This window comes from Pseudomonas sp. PA-6-3C (assembly GCF_021605825.1).
GTDB lineage: Bacteria > Pseudomonadota > Gammaproteobacteria > Pseudomonadales > Pseudomonadaceae > Aquipseudomonas > Aquipseudomonas edaphica.
Window position 1 is genome coordinate 14,489 of the sequence record NZ_WKDV01000043.1, and the last position, 15,956, is coordinate 30,444.

General features: G+C 61.3%; 13 protein-coding genes. 2 read left to right on the forward strand and 11 right to left on the reverse strand.

Annotated features, from left to right (window positions below):
* Positions 1-6: 6 nt before the first annotated feature.
* Complete coding sequence (locus GIW48_RS24020; RefSeq protein WP_053258301.1) at positions 7-600, reverse strand: aminodeoxychorismate/anthranilate synthase component II; 594 nt, start codon at positions 598-600, stop codon at positions 7-9.
* Between the two features lie 421 nt (positions 601-1,021).
* On the opposite strand from GIW48_RS24020, the gene estP reads away from it, so the two are divergent.
* Entirely contained in the window at positions 1,022-2,944 is a 1,923-nt protein-coding gene (estP, locus tag GIW48_RS24025) for an esterase EstP (protein WP_169987460.1), read from the forward strand.
* Positions 2,945-3,019: 75 nt separating this feature from the next.
* Here estP and trpE read toward each other — a convergent pair whose 3' ends face one another.
* The 10 genes from trpE to GIW48_RS24075 all read right to left on the reverse strand — a co-directional run bounded on the left by trpE (position 3,020) and on the right by GIW48_RS24075 (position 14,903).
* Positions 3,020-4,501, reverse strand: coding sequence for an anthranilate synthase component I (trpE, locus tag GIW48_RS24030; RefSeq protein WP_017138079.1), 1,482 nt, complete (start codon positions 4,499-4,501; stop codon positions 3,020-3,022).
* A 68-nt stretch (positions 4,502-4,569) separates the two neighbouring features.
* The gene (locus GIW48_RS24035; protein ID WP_138449307.1) at positions 4,570-5,388 is read right to left on the reverse strand and encodes a phosphoglycolate phosphatase; all 819 of its coding nucleotides are present in this window, start codon (positions 5,386-5,388) and stop codon (positions 4,570-4,572) included.
* A complete protein-coding gene (gene rpe, locus GIW48_RS24040; protein ID WP_017138077.1) occupies positions 5,385-6,059 on the reverse strand; it encodes a ribulose-phosphate 3-epimerase in 675 nt (224 codons plus the stop codon). The genes GIW48_RS24035 and rpe overlap by 4 nt, the downstream gene beginning before the upstream one ends.
* Before the next feature lie 83 nt (positions 6,060-6,142).
* Positions 6,143-7,291: an iron-containing alcohol dehydrogenase gene (locus GIW48_RS24045; RefSeq protein WP_017138076.1), complete on the reverse strand. Its 1,149-nt coding sequence runs from the start codon at positions 7,289-7,291 to the stop codon at positions 6,143-6,145.
* Between the two features lie 196 nt (positions 7,292-7,487).
* On the reverse strand, positions 7,488-8,312 hold the full coding sequence (locus GIW48_RS24050; protein WP_017138075.1) for an ABC transporter permease: 825 nt from the start codon (positions 8,310-8,312) through the stop codon (positions 7,488-7,490).
* Positions 8,313-8,327: 15 nt separating this feature from the next.
* Positions 8,328-9,560: an ABC transporter permease gene (locus GIW48_RS24055; RefSeq protein WP_017138074.1), complete on the reverse strand. Its 1,233-nt coding sequence runs from the start codon at positions 9,558-9,560 to the stop codon at positions 8,328-8,330.
* A gap of 166 nt (positions 9,561-9,726) precedes the next feature.
* Positions 9,727-10,767 (reverse strand): ABC transporter substrate-binding protein, encoded by a 1,041-nt coding sequence (locus GIW48_RS24060; protein WP_169987466.1) that lies wholly within the window; start codon positions 10,765-10,767, stop codon positions 9,727-9,729.
* A gap of 43 nt (positions 10,768-10,810) precedes the next feature.
* Positions 10,811-11,923, reverse strand: a complete 1,113-nt coding sequence (locus tag GIW48_RS24065; RefSeq protein ID WP_065929377.1) for an ABC transporter ATP-binding protein — start codon at positions 11,921-11,923, stop codon at positions 10,811-10,813.
* A gap of 337 nt (positions 11,924-12,260) precedes the next feature.
* Positions 12,261-12,890 (reverse strand): response regulator, encoded by a 630-nt coding sequence (locus GIW48_RS24070; RefSeq protein ID WP_017138071.1) that lies wholly within the window; start codon positions 12,888-12,890, stop codon positions 12,261-12,263.
* A gap of 18 nt (positions 12,891-12,908) precedes the next feature.
* Positions 12,909-14,903, reverse strand: a complete 1,995-nt coding sequence (locus GIW48_RS24075; protein WP_017138070.1) for a PAS domain-containing sensor histidine kinase — start codon at positions 14,901-14,903, stop codon at positions 12,909-12,911.
* A gap of 77 nt (positions 14,904-14,980) precedes the next feature.
* On the opposite strand from GIW48_RS24075, the gene GIW48_RS24080 reads away from it, so the two are divergent.
* Entirely contained in the window at positions 14,981-15,955 is a 975-nt protein-coding gene (locus GIW48_RS24080; protein ID WP_170040780.1) for an alpha/beta hydrolase family protein, read from the forward strand.
* Position 15,956 lies beyond the last annotated feature (1 nt).

The window sequence follows — 15,956 nt, forward strand, 5'->3', positions numbered from 1 at the left end:
AAGTCCTTAGCGCGTGCCGCCGCTCTGCTTGAGAAAGTTGGCGAACAGCTCGTAGCCCTGCTCGGTCAGGATTGATTCGGGGTGAAATTGCACCCCTTCGATATTCAGTGTCTTGTGACGCAGGCCCATGATCTCGTCGACCGAGCCGTCTTCCAACTGAGTCCAGGCGGTCAGCTCCAGGCACTCGGGCAGGGTTTCACGCTTGACCACCAGCGAGTGGTAGCGAGTGACTGTCACCGGTAGGTTGAGACCGTGGAATACGCCGAGGTCTTTATGGAACACCGGGCTGGTTTTGCCATGCATCACTTGGCGCGCACGCACCACGTCACCACCAAACGCCTGGCCGATGGACTGGTGACCCAGGCACACGCCCAGGATCGGCAATTTACCGGCGAAATACTGGATGGCTTCGAGGGAGATGCCCGCTTCGGTCGGCGTGCACGGGCCAGGCGAAACCACGATGCGCTCCGGGTTCAGGGCGGCGATTTCGGCGACCGTCAGTTCGTCGTTGCGCACCACCTTAACCTCGGCACCCAGCTCGCCCAGGTACTGCACAACGTTGTAGGTAAAGGAATCGTAGTTATCAATCATCAGCAACATGTGGGTTCAAACCTCTTGAATTCACTGATTTCGAATGACCGCCTTCCAAGAGAGTGTCCCGCTGCCAGACGCACGTTCCGGTTGCCGGGGTGAGCCGGCAAGGGGCGTCAAACAAAGGGTGAAGAAGGCAAATCGGTACAGGTCCGGCCGAGCCGGCAGAGAAAAATGTCAGGCGCGCCAACGCCAACGGGCGTGTGCCTTGACTACTCGCATCAAGAGTTTGCTGATGATCAACACGGGGAGGGTCTCATTCATACGTTCAGGCACAGTAACGTAGCCTCGCCAGCGGTGCAATATGGAGCAGCGATTCCGGGGGTCACCACCGAGTATTTGTAAGAAAAAACTGTTTTCTTCGAATAAAACCCTCACTACATTGCTAGTGTTTCGCTTCCGACACAAAAACAACTAAATGGAATTTCGCATGCTCAGACCACCGTTTTTTGCGCCCCTTGCCGGCTGCCTCCTGTCACTGGCCTGCGCGCAGGCGTTTGCAGCACCTTCACCTTACTCAACCATGGTCGTGTTCGGCGACAGCCTGGCCGACGCCGGCCAGTTCCCCGATGGCTCGGCCGGCGCCACCTTGCGCTTTACCAACCGCACCGGGCCGACATTCCAGGGCGATTATGGCCTGGTGTCATCTACGCTTTTGGGCGGCAAGCTGGGCGTGGCACCCAACGACCTGAACGCCTCAACCTCGCCGGTACGTGCCGCCCAAGGTTTGCCGGATGGTAATAACTGGGCGGTCGGCGGCTACCGTACCGACAATATCCTGGACTCCATCACCTCGGTCTCCAATGCGGCGATCCCGCCCGGCAACGCCGGTGGTGGCACCGTACTGCGCAGCCGTCAGGGTTATCTGCCGGCCAACGGCGGGCGGGCTGACCCGAACGCGTTGTATTTCCTATCCGGTGGCGGCAATGACTTTCTGCAAGGACGCGTCCTCAGCCCGGGCCAGGCCGTGGCCGCCGGCGGGCGCCTGGCCGACAGCGCCCAAGCCCTGCAACAGGCCGGCGCGCGCTACATCATGGTGTGGATGCTGCCCGACCTGGGCTTGACACCCGCCATCAACGGCACGCCCGCGCAAGGCGCCAGCTCGGCCCTGAGCAGCATTTTCAACCAGGCGCTGGTGCAGCGCCTGTCGCAGATCGACGCCCAGGTCATCCCGCTGAACATCCCGTTACTGCTCAATGAAACCTTCGCCAACCCTGCGCGCTTTGGCCTGGCCACCGGGCAAAACCTCACAGGCACCTGCTTCAGCGGCAACGGCTGCACCGCCAACCCGGTGTATGGCATTGGCGGCGCCACCCCGGACCCGACCAAGCTGATCTATAACGACTCGGTGCACCCCACCATCGCCGGGCAACAGTTGATCGCCGACTACGCCTACTCGCTGCTCGCCGCGCCGTGGGAAGTGACTTTGCTGCCAGAGATGGCCCAGGGCACCTTGCGCGCCCACCAGGATGAACTGCGCAACCAGTGGCAAGCCGACAATGGCAACTGGCAGGCCGTGGGCCAATGGCGCGCGATTGTCGCCGGTGGTGGCCAGCATTTGGACTTTGATGATCAACGCAGTTCGGCCAGCGGCGACGGCAGTGGCTACAACGTGAACGTCGGCGGCAGCTATCGCCTCGACGAAAACTGGCGCGTCGGCGTGGCCGCCGGCTTGTATCGCCAGACACTCGAAGCCGGCGCCCGCGATTCGGACTACAAGCTCAACAGCTACATGGGCACCGCCTTCGCGCAATATCAGCAAAACCACTGGTGGGCCGATGCGGCGCTGACCGGCGGCAAGCTGGACTTCGACAGCCTCAAGCGCAAGTTCGCCCTGGGCGTCAGCGAAGGCGCCGAAAAAGGCGACACCGACGGCTGGCTCTGGGCCTTGAGCGGCCGCTTGGGCTATGACATTGCCGGCGCCGGCAGCGATTGGCATTTGTCACCGTTCATCAGCGCGGACTATTCGCGGGTCGAAGTCGATGGTTATTCGGAAAAGGGCAACCGCTCCACCGCGCTGACCTTCGATGACCAGCAACGCGATTCCAAACGCCTGGGCGTCGGCCTGCAGGGCAGCTACCGGATTACGCCGCAAACCCAAGTGTTTGGCGAAGTGGCCCACGAGCATGAGTTCGAAAACGACACCCAGAAGGTAAAGATGTCGCTCAACAGCGTGCCAGGCATCGACTTCAAGCTGGACGGCTACACGCCGCGCAGCAATTCGGACCGATTGAGTCTGGGGGTCAGCCACAAGCTGACTCAGGAGCTGGCGTTACGGGCGGCGTATAACGTGAGGAAGGATGACAGTTTTACCCAGCAAGGCGTCAGTGTGGGGGTGAGTCTGGATTTCTAAGCGGATCTTAAACGCCCCACAAAACAACTGTGGGAGCGGGCTTGCCTGCTCCCACAGGTTGTCCAATGTCTGACTTTAGCTTTGCGGCGTTTGCTCTGCCAACGCCACAGCCCGGAACATCGCGCGGCGTTTGTTCAGGGTTTCTTCCCATTCCAGGGCCGGCACCGAGTCAGCCACAATCCCGCCACCCGCCTGCACATGCAGCTCGCCGTCCTTGATCACGGCGGTGCGGATCGCAATCGCAGTGTCCATATTGCCGTTCCAGGCGAAATATCCCACGGCGCCGCCATACACACCACGCTTGACCGGCTCCAGTTCGTCGATGATCTCCATCGCGCGAATTTTCGGCGCGCCCGACAAAGTGCCCGCCGGCAGAATCGCCCGCAGTGCGTCCATCGCGGTCAACCCGGCTTTCAGCTCGCCGGTGACGTTGGACACAATGTGCATCACGTTGGAATACCGCTCGATGACCATCTTCTCGGTGAGCTTCACCGAACCGATTTCCGAAACCCGCCCGGTGTCGTTGCGGCCCAGGTCGATCAGCATCAAGTGTTCGGCAATTTCCTTGTCGTCACTCAGCAGGTCTTCTTCCAGCGCCAGGTCGGCCTCTTCGGTCGCGCCACGCGGGCGTGTGCCGGCTATCGGGCGCACGGTGATCAGGTTGTCTTCGACCCGCACCAGCACTTCCGGCGAACTGCCCACCACGTGGAAGTCGCCGAAGTTGAAGAAGTACATGTACGGCGTCGGGTTGAAGCACCGCAGCGCGCGGTACAGATCAATTGGCGCCGCCTTGAAGTCGATGGACATGCGTTGCGACGGCACTACCTGCATGCAGTCACCGGCAAGGATGTATTCCTTGATGGTGTCGACCGCGCGCTCGTAGTCATCCTGGGTAAAGCTTGAACGAAAGATCGGGTCGGCGGCCGGCGGACGGCTGAGGTCCAGGCCACGGCGTGGGGTGATCGGCTGACGCAGTTTCTCCAGCAATGCCTCAAGGCTAGCCTGGCCTTGCTCGAAGGCATCGGCCTGGGACGGGTCGGCGAGGACAATCGCGTGCATCTTGCCGGCGAGGTTGTCGAACACCACCACCGCGTCGGAGACCATCAGCAGAATGTCCGGCACGCCCAGCGGGTCCGGGTTCGGGCATTTGCCCAGGCGTTTTTCTACGTAGCGCACGCAGTCGTAGCCGAAATACCCCACCAGGCCACCGTTGAAACGCGGCAGACCGGGAATGGTCGGCACGTTGTAGCGCGCCTTGAAGGTTTCGACGAACGCCAGCGGGTCTTCCACGTCATGGCTTTCGATCTCGACGCCATCATGGGTGATGCTCACATGGTGGTCATGCACACGCAGCACGGTGCGGCACGGCAGGCCGATGATCGAGTAACGGCCCCACTTCTCGCCGCCCTGCACCGATTCAAGCAGGTAGGAATTGGGCTTGTCGGCCAGTTTGAGGTAGATCGACAGCGGCGTATCGAAGTCAGCCAGGGTTTCGCAGGCCATGGGGATACGGTTATAGCCGGCAGTGGCCAAACGCAGGAATTCTTCGCGGATCATGAGGTGCCTCGTGGCTTGAGGGTCAAACGGTCAGGTGTGCAAACGTGCCGCAACGCGGCCAGGATCAGTCAGGCGCGCCAACGCCAGCGGGCCAGGGCCTTGATGACTTTCATCCAGAGTTTGCGAGTGACCACCACGATGGAATTTCCAGAAGGGGTTGATTCGATGTCGGGCAACGTTATCTCAGCGCCCGCTCCCAAGCAACCGGGGATTAGCAGTCGCAGATCATCAATGACCAGCGCCGGCGATTCTTCGGCGATCGGCCGGCCATGGTTGTAGCCGTAGCTCAGCGCCACACACTGCACGCCAGCGGCTTTGGCGGCCAGCACATCACTGCGCGAATCGCCGACAAACAACGATTGCGAGGCCGGGATATTGGCCATTTTCATTACGAAGAACAGCGCCGCCGGGTCAGGCTTTTTCTGCGGCAAGGTGTCGCCGCCGATGATCCAGCGGAAATACCGGCCGATTTTCATCTGGTCCAACAACGGCGCGACAAAGCGCTCCGGCTTGTTGGTGATCAGCGCCATCTCCACGCCTTGCTTGTGCAGCCACTTGAGCGTGTCGCGCACGCCGGGGTAAACCACGGTGAGCTCATGGCTACTTTCATAGGCAACATTGAAGAGTTCCAGGGCGTGCTCGGCCTCAACCTCATCCACACCTTCGGCATCAATATGGTTGGCCAAGGCCCGACGCACCAGCATCTGCGCGCCGTTGCCGACCCACTCACGCACCGCCTCGATGCCCGCTGGCTTTCGCCCCAGCTTGAGCAGCATCTCGTCCACCGCCGCCGCCAGGTCTGGCACCGAATCGATCAATGTACCGTCCAGATCGAACATCACCAGTCGTGGCAGTTTGCCGGGGAACAACTGCTCAAAACCGCTCATGGACGCGCCAGCGCCAGTTCGGCCCGCATCTTGTCGATGACTTCCTGGTAGTTGGGGGCGTTGAAGATCGCCGAGCCAGCCACAAAGGTGTCAGCGCCAGCGGCGGCGATTTCGCGAATATTGTTGACGTTGACCCCACCGTCGATTTCCAGGCGGATATCACGGCCCGACGCATCGATCAGCGCACGGGCTTCGCGCAGCTTGTTCAGCGTGCCGGGGATGAACTTCTGCCCGCCGAAGCCTGGGTTGACGCTCATCAGCAAGACCATGTCGACCTTGTCCATCACGTACTCCAGCACGCTCAACGGCGTGGCCGGGTTGAACACCAGGCCGGCCTTGCAACCGCCTTCACGGATCAGTTGCAGGGTGCGGTCGACGTGCAGCGTGGCTTCCGGATGGAAGGTAATGTAGGTGGCGCCGGCCTCGATGAAGTCACCGACGATGCGATCCACCGGGCTGACCATCAGGTGCGCATCGATCGGCGCAGTAATGCCGTACTTGCGCAGTGCCGCGCAGACCATCGGGCCGATAGTCAGGTTGGGCACATAGTGGTTGTCCATGACATCGAAGTGCACGAAGTCGGCACCGGCGGCCAATACCTTGTCCACTTCCTCACCCAGGCGGGCGAAGTCGGCGGAGAGAATCGATGGAGCGATAACGAAGGGCTGCATGACGCACCTTTTTGAGCTAAATCACGATGGCGCGCATTGTATACCTCATGCTTTACCCAGCACACCGTGACCTAACTCAATGGTCAGTAAGCCGCCCGGTAGATTTTCTCGATATCCGCTGCGCTGAGCTTGCGCGGGTTGTTGCGCATCAGGCGCTCAATGCCCGCGGCTTCCGTCGCCATGGCGGGGATCGCGTCTTCCGGCACACCAAAGCTGCGCAGCCCTGCCGGGATTTCCACGGCGGCACATAGCCGCGTCATCGCCTCGACCGCCTGATCGGCGGCGTCGTTGACGCTGAGCCCGGCGGTATTCACGCCCATGGCTTGGGCAATGTCCTGCATGCGCTCCACGCAGGCCAGTTTGTTCCAGTGCATCACGTAGGGCAGCAACAGCGCATTGCTCACGCCGTGAGCAATATTGAATCGCCCGCCCAGCGGGTACGCCAAGGCATGCACTGCACCGACGCCAGCATTGCCGAACGCCATGCCGGCCATCAGGCTGGCGGTGGCCATATCATCGCGGGCCTGCAGGTTGGCAGGGTTGGCGTAGGCCTTGGGCAGCGCATTGGCAATCAGTTTGATCGCGCCGATGGCCAGCGCGTCAGTGATCGGCGAGGCATTCAGCGACAGGTAGGACTCGATGGCATGCACCAGCGCATCCACGCCACTGGCGGCAGTGACACTGCGCGGGCACGTGAGGGTCATTTGCGGGCTGATCAGCGCAACATCCGGCAATAAGTAATCGCTGACGATGCCTTTTTTCAGTTGTGCGGCCTTGTCGGAGAGAATCGCCACATTGGTCACCTCCGAACCGGTGCCGGCCGTGGTCGGGATGGCGATCAGCGGCGGGCCTTTGCGCGGCACCTGGTCGACGCCGAACAAGTCCGCCAGCGCGCCGTGGTAACCGGCATAGGCCGCGACACTCTTGGCGATGTCGATGGCACTGCCACCGCCCACGCCGATCAGGCCGTCATGCCCGCCCTCGCGGTACACGCGCATGCAGTCCTCGACGATGGCGATTTCCGGGTCGGGCAGCACACGGTCGAAAATCTCATAAGTGCGCTCGCCCAGGTGCTCGAGCGCCAGCGCCACGGTGCCGGACTTGACCAGCGCGGCATCGGTAACGATCAACGGGTTATCCACATCAAGACGCGTGAGCTCGGCGGCCAGTTGTTCGATGGCGCCAGCACCGGTCAGCAGTTTGTGGGCGATCTTGAATGAGGAAGTACTCATGTGCGCGGCCTCTTATTAATGATGGGCTGGCACAAGAATAGCCGGGTATTTCAGGTTGCCCAGCATTCACGCACTGAATGGCTCGGTCGGTGTGGGAGCTGGCTTGCCTGCGATGCGACCGCCTCGGTTTTCCTGACATACCGAGTTGATGCTATCGCAGGCAAGCCAGCTCCCACATTTGATCCGGTTTCGGCCTTTAGACTTGCGCGGTGCGCAGTTTCTCGCTGCGGCCTCGCAGCCACTCAAGGGTCAGCAACAGCAGCACCGAGAACGCAATCAGCAAGGTTGCCGCTGCAGCGATTGTCGGGCTTAAATTTTCGCGGATGCCGCTGAACATCTGGCGCGGCAAAGTCGCTTGCTCGGGGCCGGCGAGAAACAGCGTCACTACCACTTCATCAAAGGACGTCGAGAAGGCAAACAATGCCCCGGAAATCACCCCAGGCGCGATCAACGGCAAGGTCACACGGCGAAACGCGGTCAGCGGCGAGGCGCCCAGGCTGGCCGCTGCCCGCACCAGGTTGTGGTTGAAGCCCTGCAACGTCGCCGACACGGTGATGATCACAAACGGCACACCCAGCACGGCATGTACCACGATCAGCGAGAGGAAGCTGTTGCCCAGCCCCAGTGGCGCAAAGAACAGATAGCTGGCCACGCCAATGATCACCACAGGCACCACCATCGGCGAAATCACCAAGGCCATGACCAACGCCTTGCCGGGGAAGTTGCCGCGCGTCAGGCCAATCGCCGCCAGCGTACCGAACACCATCGCCAGCACCGTGGCCGCCGGGGCCACAATGATGCTGTTCTTCAATGCACGCATCCACTCGGCGGAGGCGAAGAAGTCCTGATACCAGTGCAACGAGAAGCCTTGCAGCGGGTACACCAGGAAACTGCCGCTGTTGAACGACAGCGGGATAATCACCAGCACCGGCAAGATCAGGAACAGCAGGATCAAGCCACACAGGATCCGCAAGCTGTAGAACCACACCCGCTCCACGGGTGACATATAAGGGCTCAGCATCGCCAACTCTCCTCCTCAGCTCAGGCGCAGGCGACTGGCGCCGACCAGACGGTTGTAGATCAGGTACAGCACGACGGTCGCCAGCAGCAGCAAGCCGCCCAGCGCCGTGGCCATACCCCAATTGATGCTGGTGTTGGTGTAGAACGCGACGAAATAGCTGACCATCTGGTCGTTCGGGCTGCCGAGCAGCGCCGGGGTGATGTAGTAACCAATCGCCAGGATAAACACCAGCAGGCAACCGGCGCCGACACCGGCATAAGTCTGCGGGAAGTACACACGCCAGAAACTGGCAAACGGGTGGCAACCCAGGGAAATCGCTGCACGCATATACGTGGGCGAGATGCCTTTCATCACGCTGTAAATCGGCAAAATCATGAAGGGCAACAGGATGTGCACCATCGAGATGTAAACCCCGGTGCGGTTAAACACCAGCTCCATGGGTTTATCGATCAGCCCCATGCCCATCAATGCGCTGTTGATCAGCCCACCGGACTGCAGCAATACAATCCACGCCGCCACCCTTACCAGGATTGAGGTCCAGAACGGCAGCAATACCAGAATCATCAGCAGGTTACTTTTGCGTGCCGGCAGGTTGGCCAGCAAATAGGCCAACGGGTAGGCCAGCAGCAGGCAGATGAAGGTAATCACCAAGCCCATCCAGAACGTGCGGGCGAAGATGTCCAGGTAGATGGCCTGGTCAGGCGTGGCCGGGGCCACTTCGCCAAGGTCATTGATACGGTGATCGACAGCCGCCAGCAGGTAGTACGGCGTGAGGCTGCTGGTATTACGCCGGATCGCCTGCCAGTACGCCGGGTCGCCCCAGCGTTCGTCGAGGTTTTCCAACGCTTCCTTATAAGAGGCGGGCGCTTCGGTAAACGGCAGCGCCCGCGCGGTTTTGGTCAACAGGCTGCGGTAGCCGGCCAGTTCCATGTTCAAGCGTTTGGACAAGTCGCCCAGCGTCTGGTTTTTACGCGCTTCACCCAGGTCTTCGCTGAGCGCCTGATATACCGGCTCACCCGGCAGGCCGCGACCGTCCCAGGTCTTGACCGCCACCACGGTACGCGGCAAACCGCCCACCACTTCCGGGTTGCCGACGCTTTTGTAAAGCAGCGCAACAATCGGCACCAGGAACACCAGCAGCAAAAACAGCACCAGCGGCGCAATCAAGGCCTGGGCCTTCCAGCGGTTGAGCCGCTCGGCACGCGCCAGGCGCTGCTTGAGGGTGGGGCTGGGAATGGCGATAACCATGGCAAACTCCGGAAATCTTCTAAGAGTTCCCTGTGAGCGGTGCTTTTTTGTGGGAGCTGGCTTGCCTGCGATGGCATCGCCTCGGTGTCACTCAAAGACCGAGTCGATCCCATCGCAGGCAAGCCAGCTCCCACACCAGCCTGCTTTCACAGAGGAATATGCGGTGTTACTTGGCCGCCCAGGAATTGAAGCGCTGCTCGAGCTGCTCGCCGTTATCCGCCCAGAAGCTCACATCGATCTGCACCTGGTTGGCGATGTTTTCCGGGGTGGTCGGCATGTCTTTCAGCACATCCTTGGCCAGCAACGGTACAGCCTGGGTATTGGCCGGGCCGTAGGCGATGTTTTCCGAGTAGGTCTTCTGCTGTTGCGGCTGCACCGAGAAGGCGATGAATTTCTTCGCCGCTTCGGCACGGTCCTTGGCCAGGCCTTTAGGGATGGCCCAGGCGTCAAAGTCGTAGATGCCGCCGTTCCACACCACTTTCAGGTTGCTTTCTTTTTGCACGGCAGCGATGCGGCCGTTGTAGGCCGAGCTCATGACCACATCACCCGAGGCCAGGTACTGCGGCGGTTGTGCGCCGGCTTCCCACCACTGGATCGACGGTTTGAGTTCGTCGAGTTTCTTGAACGCGCGATCCTGACCGTCTTTGCCAGCCAGTACTTTGTACACGTCTTTGGGGGCCACGCCGTCCGCCATCAAGGCGAATTCCAGGGTGTACTTGGCGCCTTTGCGCAGGCCGCGCTTGCCTGGGAATTTCTTGGTATCCCAGAAATCCGCCCAACTGGTCGGTGCAGTGGCAAGCTTGTCGGCGTTGTACGCCAGCACGGTGGACCACACAAAGAAGCCCACGCCGCAGGGCTGAATCGCGCCTTTCACGTAATCGGCGCTATTGCCGAACAGTTTCGGGTCGAGCGGTTCGAACATGTCTTCGTCACAGCCACGGGACAGTTCCGGCGACTCCACTTCCACCAAGTCCCACGACACGCTCTTGGTATCGACCATGGCTTTGACCTTGGCCATTTCACCGTTGTACTCACCGGCGACGATCTTGCCATTGCCCGCGCTTTCCCACGGTGCGTAAAAGGCTTTGACCTGAGCCGCCTTGTTCGCACCACCGAAGGATACGACCGTCAGGTCCGGGCCTGCCATGGCCTGTGTCGCGCCCATCAAGCCAATGGCCAGGGCGGAATATTTAAGGGATCTCAACATTGTTGTTCTCTCCACGTGCAGGGTTGGTGAAGCCATGGGGCGATTAATTCGCCTCTAGAAGTGGGTCGAGTGCGCGAACGTGCTCGACTTGCCAGCCAATCGGTACCACGTCGCCGACCGCAAGCGCTGTGTCCAGCTCAGCGATCGGTTGTTTCACAAAAAAATCGGCCTTGCCGCAGACTTCCAGGCGCACACGCACGTGGTCGCCCAGGTAGATAAATTCCGCCACCCGCCCAGAGAAGCGGTTGACGCAGGATTCACTGGAGCCATTGAGGCTGACGCGCTCCGGGCGTACTGACAGGGTCACCGGGCCGCCGAGCTGGCCGACATTCACTGCCAGCGCCTCAACCTTTTCACCGCGCGCCAACTCCACCACACAGCGTTCGCCGGTGTGGCTGTGCAAGCGGCCATTGAGTCGGTTGTTCTCACCGATGAAGTTGGCGACGAACGTGTTTTTTGGCTCTTCGTACAACGTGCGCGGCGCGGCGATCTGCTGGATCTCGCCCTGGTGGAACACCGCCACGCGGTCGGACATGGTCAAGGCTTCGCCCTGGTCGTGGGTCACGTACACCACGGTCACGCCGAGGCGCTGGTGCAGGTGCTTGATCTCCATCTGCATGTGTTCGCGCAGTTGTTTATCGAGGGCGCCGAGGGGTTCGTCCATCAACACCAGCTGCGGTTCGAACACCAGCGCGCGGGCCAAGGCCACGCGCTGTTGCTGACCGCCGGAGAGTTGCGCCGGGTAACGCTGGGCGAAGGCATCCAGCTGGACCATGCTCAGCACGCGTTTGACCCGCTCGCTGATATCGGTCTTGCTCAAGCCGCGCACCGACAAGGGGAAGGCCAGGTTCTCTGCCACCGTCATGTGCGGGAACAGCGCGTAGTTCTGGAACACCATGCCGATGTCGCGCTTGTGCGGCGGCACGTTGTTGATAGCGCGCCCGGCGAGCAAAATTTCCCCGGCGGTCGGCGTCTCGAAACCGGCGAGCATCATCAGGCTGGTGGTCTTGCCCGAACCGGACGGCCCGAGCAGGGTGAGGAACTCGCCCTTGCGAATCTCCAGGTTGAGGTCTTTGACGATCAGGTTCTCGCCGTCGTAGCTCTTCTGCACGCCACGAAAGCTGACCAGCACATCATTTGAATCCACCTCGCTCATACCCGCACCTTTTGTTTTGGACTGCTGTGGCACAAAGCGTAGTCCAGGCGCGAGCCCCCGGAAATCGGGGGCGAGGAGAGAATCACATCAGCAGGATGGAAGGTTGGGGGTAGGGATTGCCCTACACGGATGGCGGGCAGAGAACAGTGCGGCGGCAATCGTCAGCGTCTGCCGGCAAAGCCTATGTCGTAAACAGATACGCGCACCTGGAGGAGCCCGGCTTGATCGTTCCCTCGCTCCGCGTGGGAATGCAGCCCAGGACGCTCTGCGTCCTAAAGCGTGACGCAGAGCGTCACAAGAGGCGTTACCACGCGAAGCGTGGGAACGATCGAGGGGGTTACAAGAGTTTGTGTTCCATGGCGTACTTCACCAGTTCGGCCAGGGAGGTGATATGGAGCTTTTGCATCAACCGCGCCTTGTGGGTGCTGATGGTCTTGCTGCTCAGCGCCAGTTGCTGGGCGATGTCATTGACGTTGGCGCCCTGGGCCAGGCGCTCGAACACTGAGAACTCGCGCTCCGACAGTAACGAGTGCAACGGCCGCGTATCGGTGAGGCCGACCTCAAAGACCATGCGGTCCGCCAGGTCCGGGTCGATGTAACGCCCGCCCGCCGCCACCTTGCGAATCGCCGTCAGCAACAGCGCCGGGTCACTGTCCTTGGTGGCATACCCCGCCGCCCCGACTTTCAGGGCGCGGGCAGCCATTTGCGCTTCATCGTGCATCGACAGCACCAGAATCGCGGGCGGGTTACTCAATGCACGGATGCGCGCAATCGCTTCCAGGCCATTCACGCCCGGCATCGAGATATCCAGCAACACCACCTCACAGGCGATATGGCGCAAGGTCTCCAGCAACTGCTCGCCATTGCTGGCCTCGCCGACCACCAGCAGGTCTTTGGCCAGGCCAATCAATTGCTTGATGCCTTCACGAACAATGGTGTGGTCTTCGGCTACCAATACGCGAATCACAGGGGCTTGCTCCTATCGTTATGCATCCAACGGCACCGTGACACTCAAGGTGGTGCCCTCCCCCAGTTCGCTGTGCAGGCTCAATTGCCCGCCCATCATCAGCACCCGCTCACGCATGCCGACTACGCCAAAGGATACCGGGCGGCCGGGGTTCTCGACGAAACCGACGCCGTCATCGCTGATGGTCAGCCGCAAGTCGGCGCTTTCCACTGTCAGGGTCAGTTCGACAGTATGCGCCTGGGCATGACGCATCACATTGGTCAGCGCCTCCTGCAGGATGCGGAACAGGCCAATTGCCTTGGCATCGCTGAGGGCCGGCAGGTTATCCGGGACTTGTACCAGACAGGGAATGTGCGTGCGCGCTTCGAAGCGGCGGGCTTGCCATTCAATCGCCGAGGCGATGCCAGCGTCGAGAATCGGCGGGCGTAGCGCGGTCGCCACATCCCGGACAAGCTGGAACAGCTGGGCGATCAGGCGTTTCATGCTGTTCAGGCGCTCGGTCAAGCCCGGGTCCAATTGCGCATAGGCCAGCTCACACATCGAGGTCTCCAGCTTGAGCACCGTGAGCATCTGACCCAACTCGTCATGCACTTCACGGGCGATACGCGCCTTTTCCTCTTCGCGCACGGTTTCAAGGTGGGCAGAGAGCTCGCGCAGCTGTGTTTCGCTTTGCTGCAAGGCGGCCACGTAACGACGGCGCTCGGTGACGTCGTTGAGATAAACCACCAGGTACTCGCCCTCGGCAAAGCGCAGGAAGCTCAACGACACATCCGCCGGCAGGATGCTGCCGTCAGCGCGCACGCAATCGGCGGCGAAGGTCTGCGGGCCTTCTTCGCTGGCACGCGCACGCTTCCATACGTCGAGCCAGCGGTCCATGTTCAAGGTCGGGTCAAAATCGATCAGCGGTCGCTCGATCAGCGCGCCCGCGGCGTAGCCCAGCATGGTTTCGGCGGCGCGGTTGGCGTAACGCACGTGGCTGTCCCAATTGACCCAAAGAATGCCGACCGTACTTTGATCGATGGAGAACTGCGTCAGCCGCAACGCTTCGGCACCGGCCGCACGCGCGGCGCTTTCTTCTCGGGCGGCCAGTAAGCTGTGTTCCAGCACTCGCTGGTGACGGCGCTGCCAAACCACCACGGCGAGGCTGGCGAGCAGGAACATCGCCAAGAGCAGGCTGAGGTTTTGCCACAGGCCCGGCGATTCCGTCAGCCGTGGGTATTTGGGTTGCAGCCAGCGGCTGTGCAATTGGTCGAGGTCGCGGGCGGGTATCGCGCGCAAGGCACTTTGCATGATGCTCGCCAGCTCCGGCCACTCACGGCGCGTGGCCACACGCAGCAATTGCGGCAGGCCGATATCGCCGACCACCGCCAGCCCGGCAAACTCCGCCTCGCCGGACAATCGGCTCAATTGCGCCTCATCCACCACGGCATAACGCGCCTGCTGGCTCACCAACAACTGCAAGGCCTGACGCTCCAAAGGGACGCCTTGCAGGTTGAGGTTGGGATAATTGCTGCGCAGGTAATCGGCGACAGCGCTGGGCATGCGCACGGCGACGCGGGACAGCTCGTCAAGCTTTTCCAGCTCCACCGCGCCGCCGCCCTCGCGAATACCGACGATATGCTGAGGCACGCGCATATAAGGGTCGCTGAATAACCATAGACGCAAGCCCGCCGGGGTTTGCTGCAGGCCCGGGGCGATATCCACCTCGCCATCGCGCACGGCGGCTTCCAATTGCTCCTGGCTGGGGAAATTGCGCCAGGTCAGGTCGATATTCAGCGCTTTGGCCAGCCATTGCATCAACTCGACATTCGCCCCGGACAAGCGCTGCAGGCGCCGATCGTATTGGGCGTACGGTGCCTGCAATACCAGGCCCACGCGCAACTGCGGGTGCTGCGCCAGCCATTCACGCTGCTGAGCATTGAGCTGCGCCTGCGGCGCGATAGGCGCAGGCGCGGCATTCGCCATCAAGGCAAAGCACACACAGCCGATAACCAGCAGACAGCGAAAACCCATGATCCACGTCTCACATCACTGACAAACACTGACCAACCCATTAGGCTGCTGGAATCACTTCTGGCCGGGAATTAACGATGCCCTTTACCCACCGTTCGGCACTGCCAGCATTGTGCCTATCGCTGCTATTTACCAGCGCCTTTTCTGTTCAAGCCGCCGACGCGCCTGCGCCCACCGCCGAAAAACCGGCTGAACGCCAAGCCCTGCCCGAGCGCAGCCAGGAAGAAGCCAACGCCCTTGAGCGACAACTTCCACGCCAGGAACAACAACAGTTGCAGGCCGGCACCGACTCATTTCTGGCGCTGTGGAAACCTGCCAACAGCGCCGAGCCCGAAGGGGTGGTGATTATCGTACCGGGCGCAGGGGAAAGTGCTGACTGGCCGCAAGCAATCGCGCCCTTACGGCGCAAGCTGCCCGATGCCAATTGGGGCACCCTCAGTTTGTCGCTGCCGGATGTGAACCTCGACACCTTGCCGCCACGGGTCATGGAGCCACCTAAAGCCGCCGTCGACACCAGCAGCAAAGACGGCAGCACGGCCGCCAAACCGATCGAACAAGCCGCCAGCGCCGAAGCCGAAGGCACTGACCCGGCGGTGGTGCCTGGTGCTGATGAACAAGACAAGACCGACGCCAAGCGCATCTTTGATCGCATTGACGCCGCCGTTGCCTTTGCCCAAACCCAGAGCGCCCGCAGTGTGGTACTGCTCGGCCACGGCACCGGCGCCTGGTGGGCTGCGCGCTACCTGAGCGAGAAACAGCCGTCCCAAGTGCAGAAGTTGGTGATGGTGGATGGCAAGACGCCAGCGGCCAGGCAGCCGGACCTGCAAAAACTGGCACCGGCGCTGAAGGTGCCGACGGCGGATGTGTATTACCAGGACGGCGCTCAAGAGCGCAAAAACGCCCTGGAACGCATGCAGGCCGCCAAGCGGGCGAAGAATGACAGCTATAAACAGGTGTCACTCAAGACCTTGCCGGGCAACAGTGCGGCTGAGCAAGAGCAGCTGTATCGGCGGGTTCGCGGGTGGTTGAGCCCGGAGCCGACCTCCAACTAAT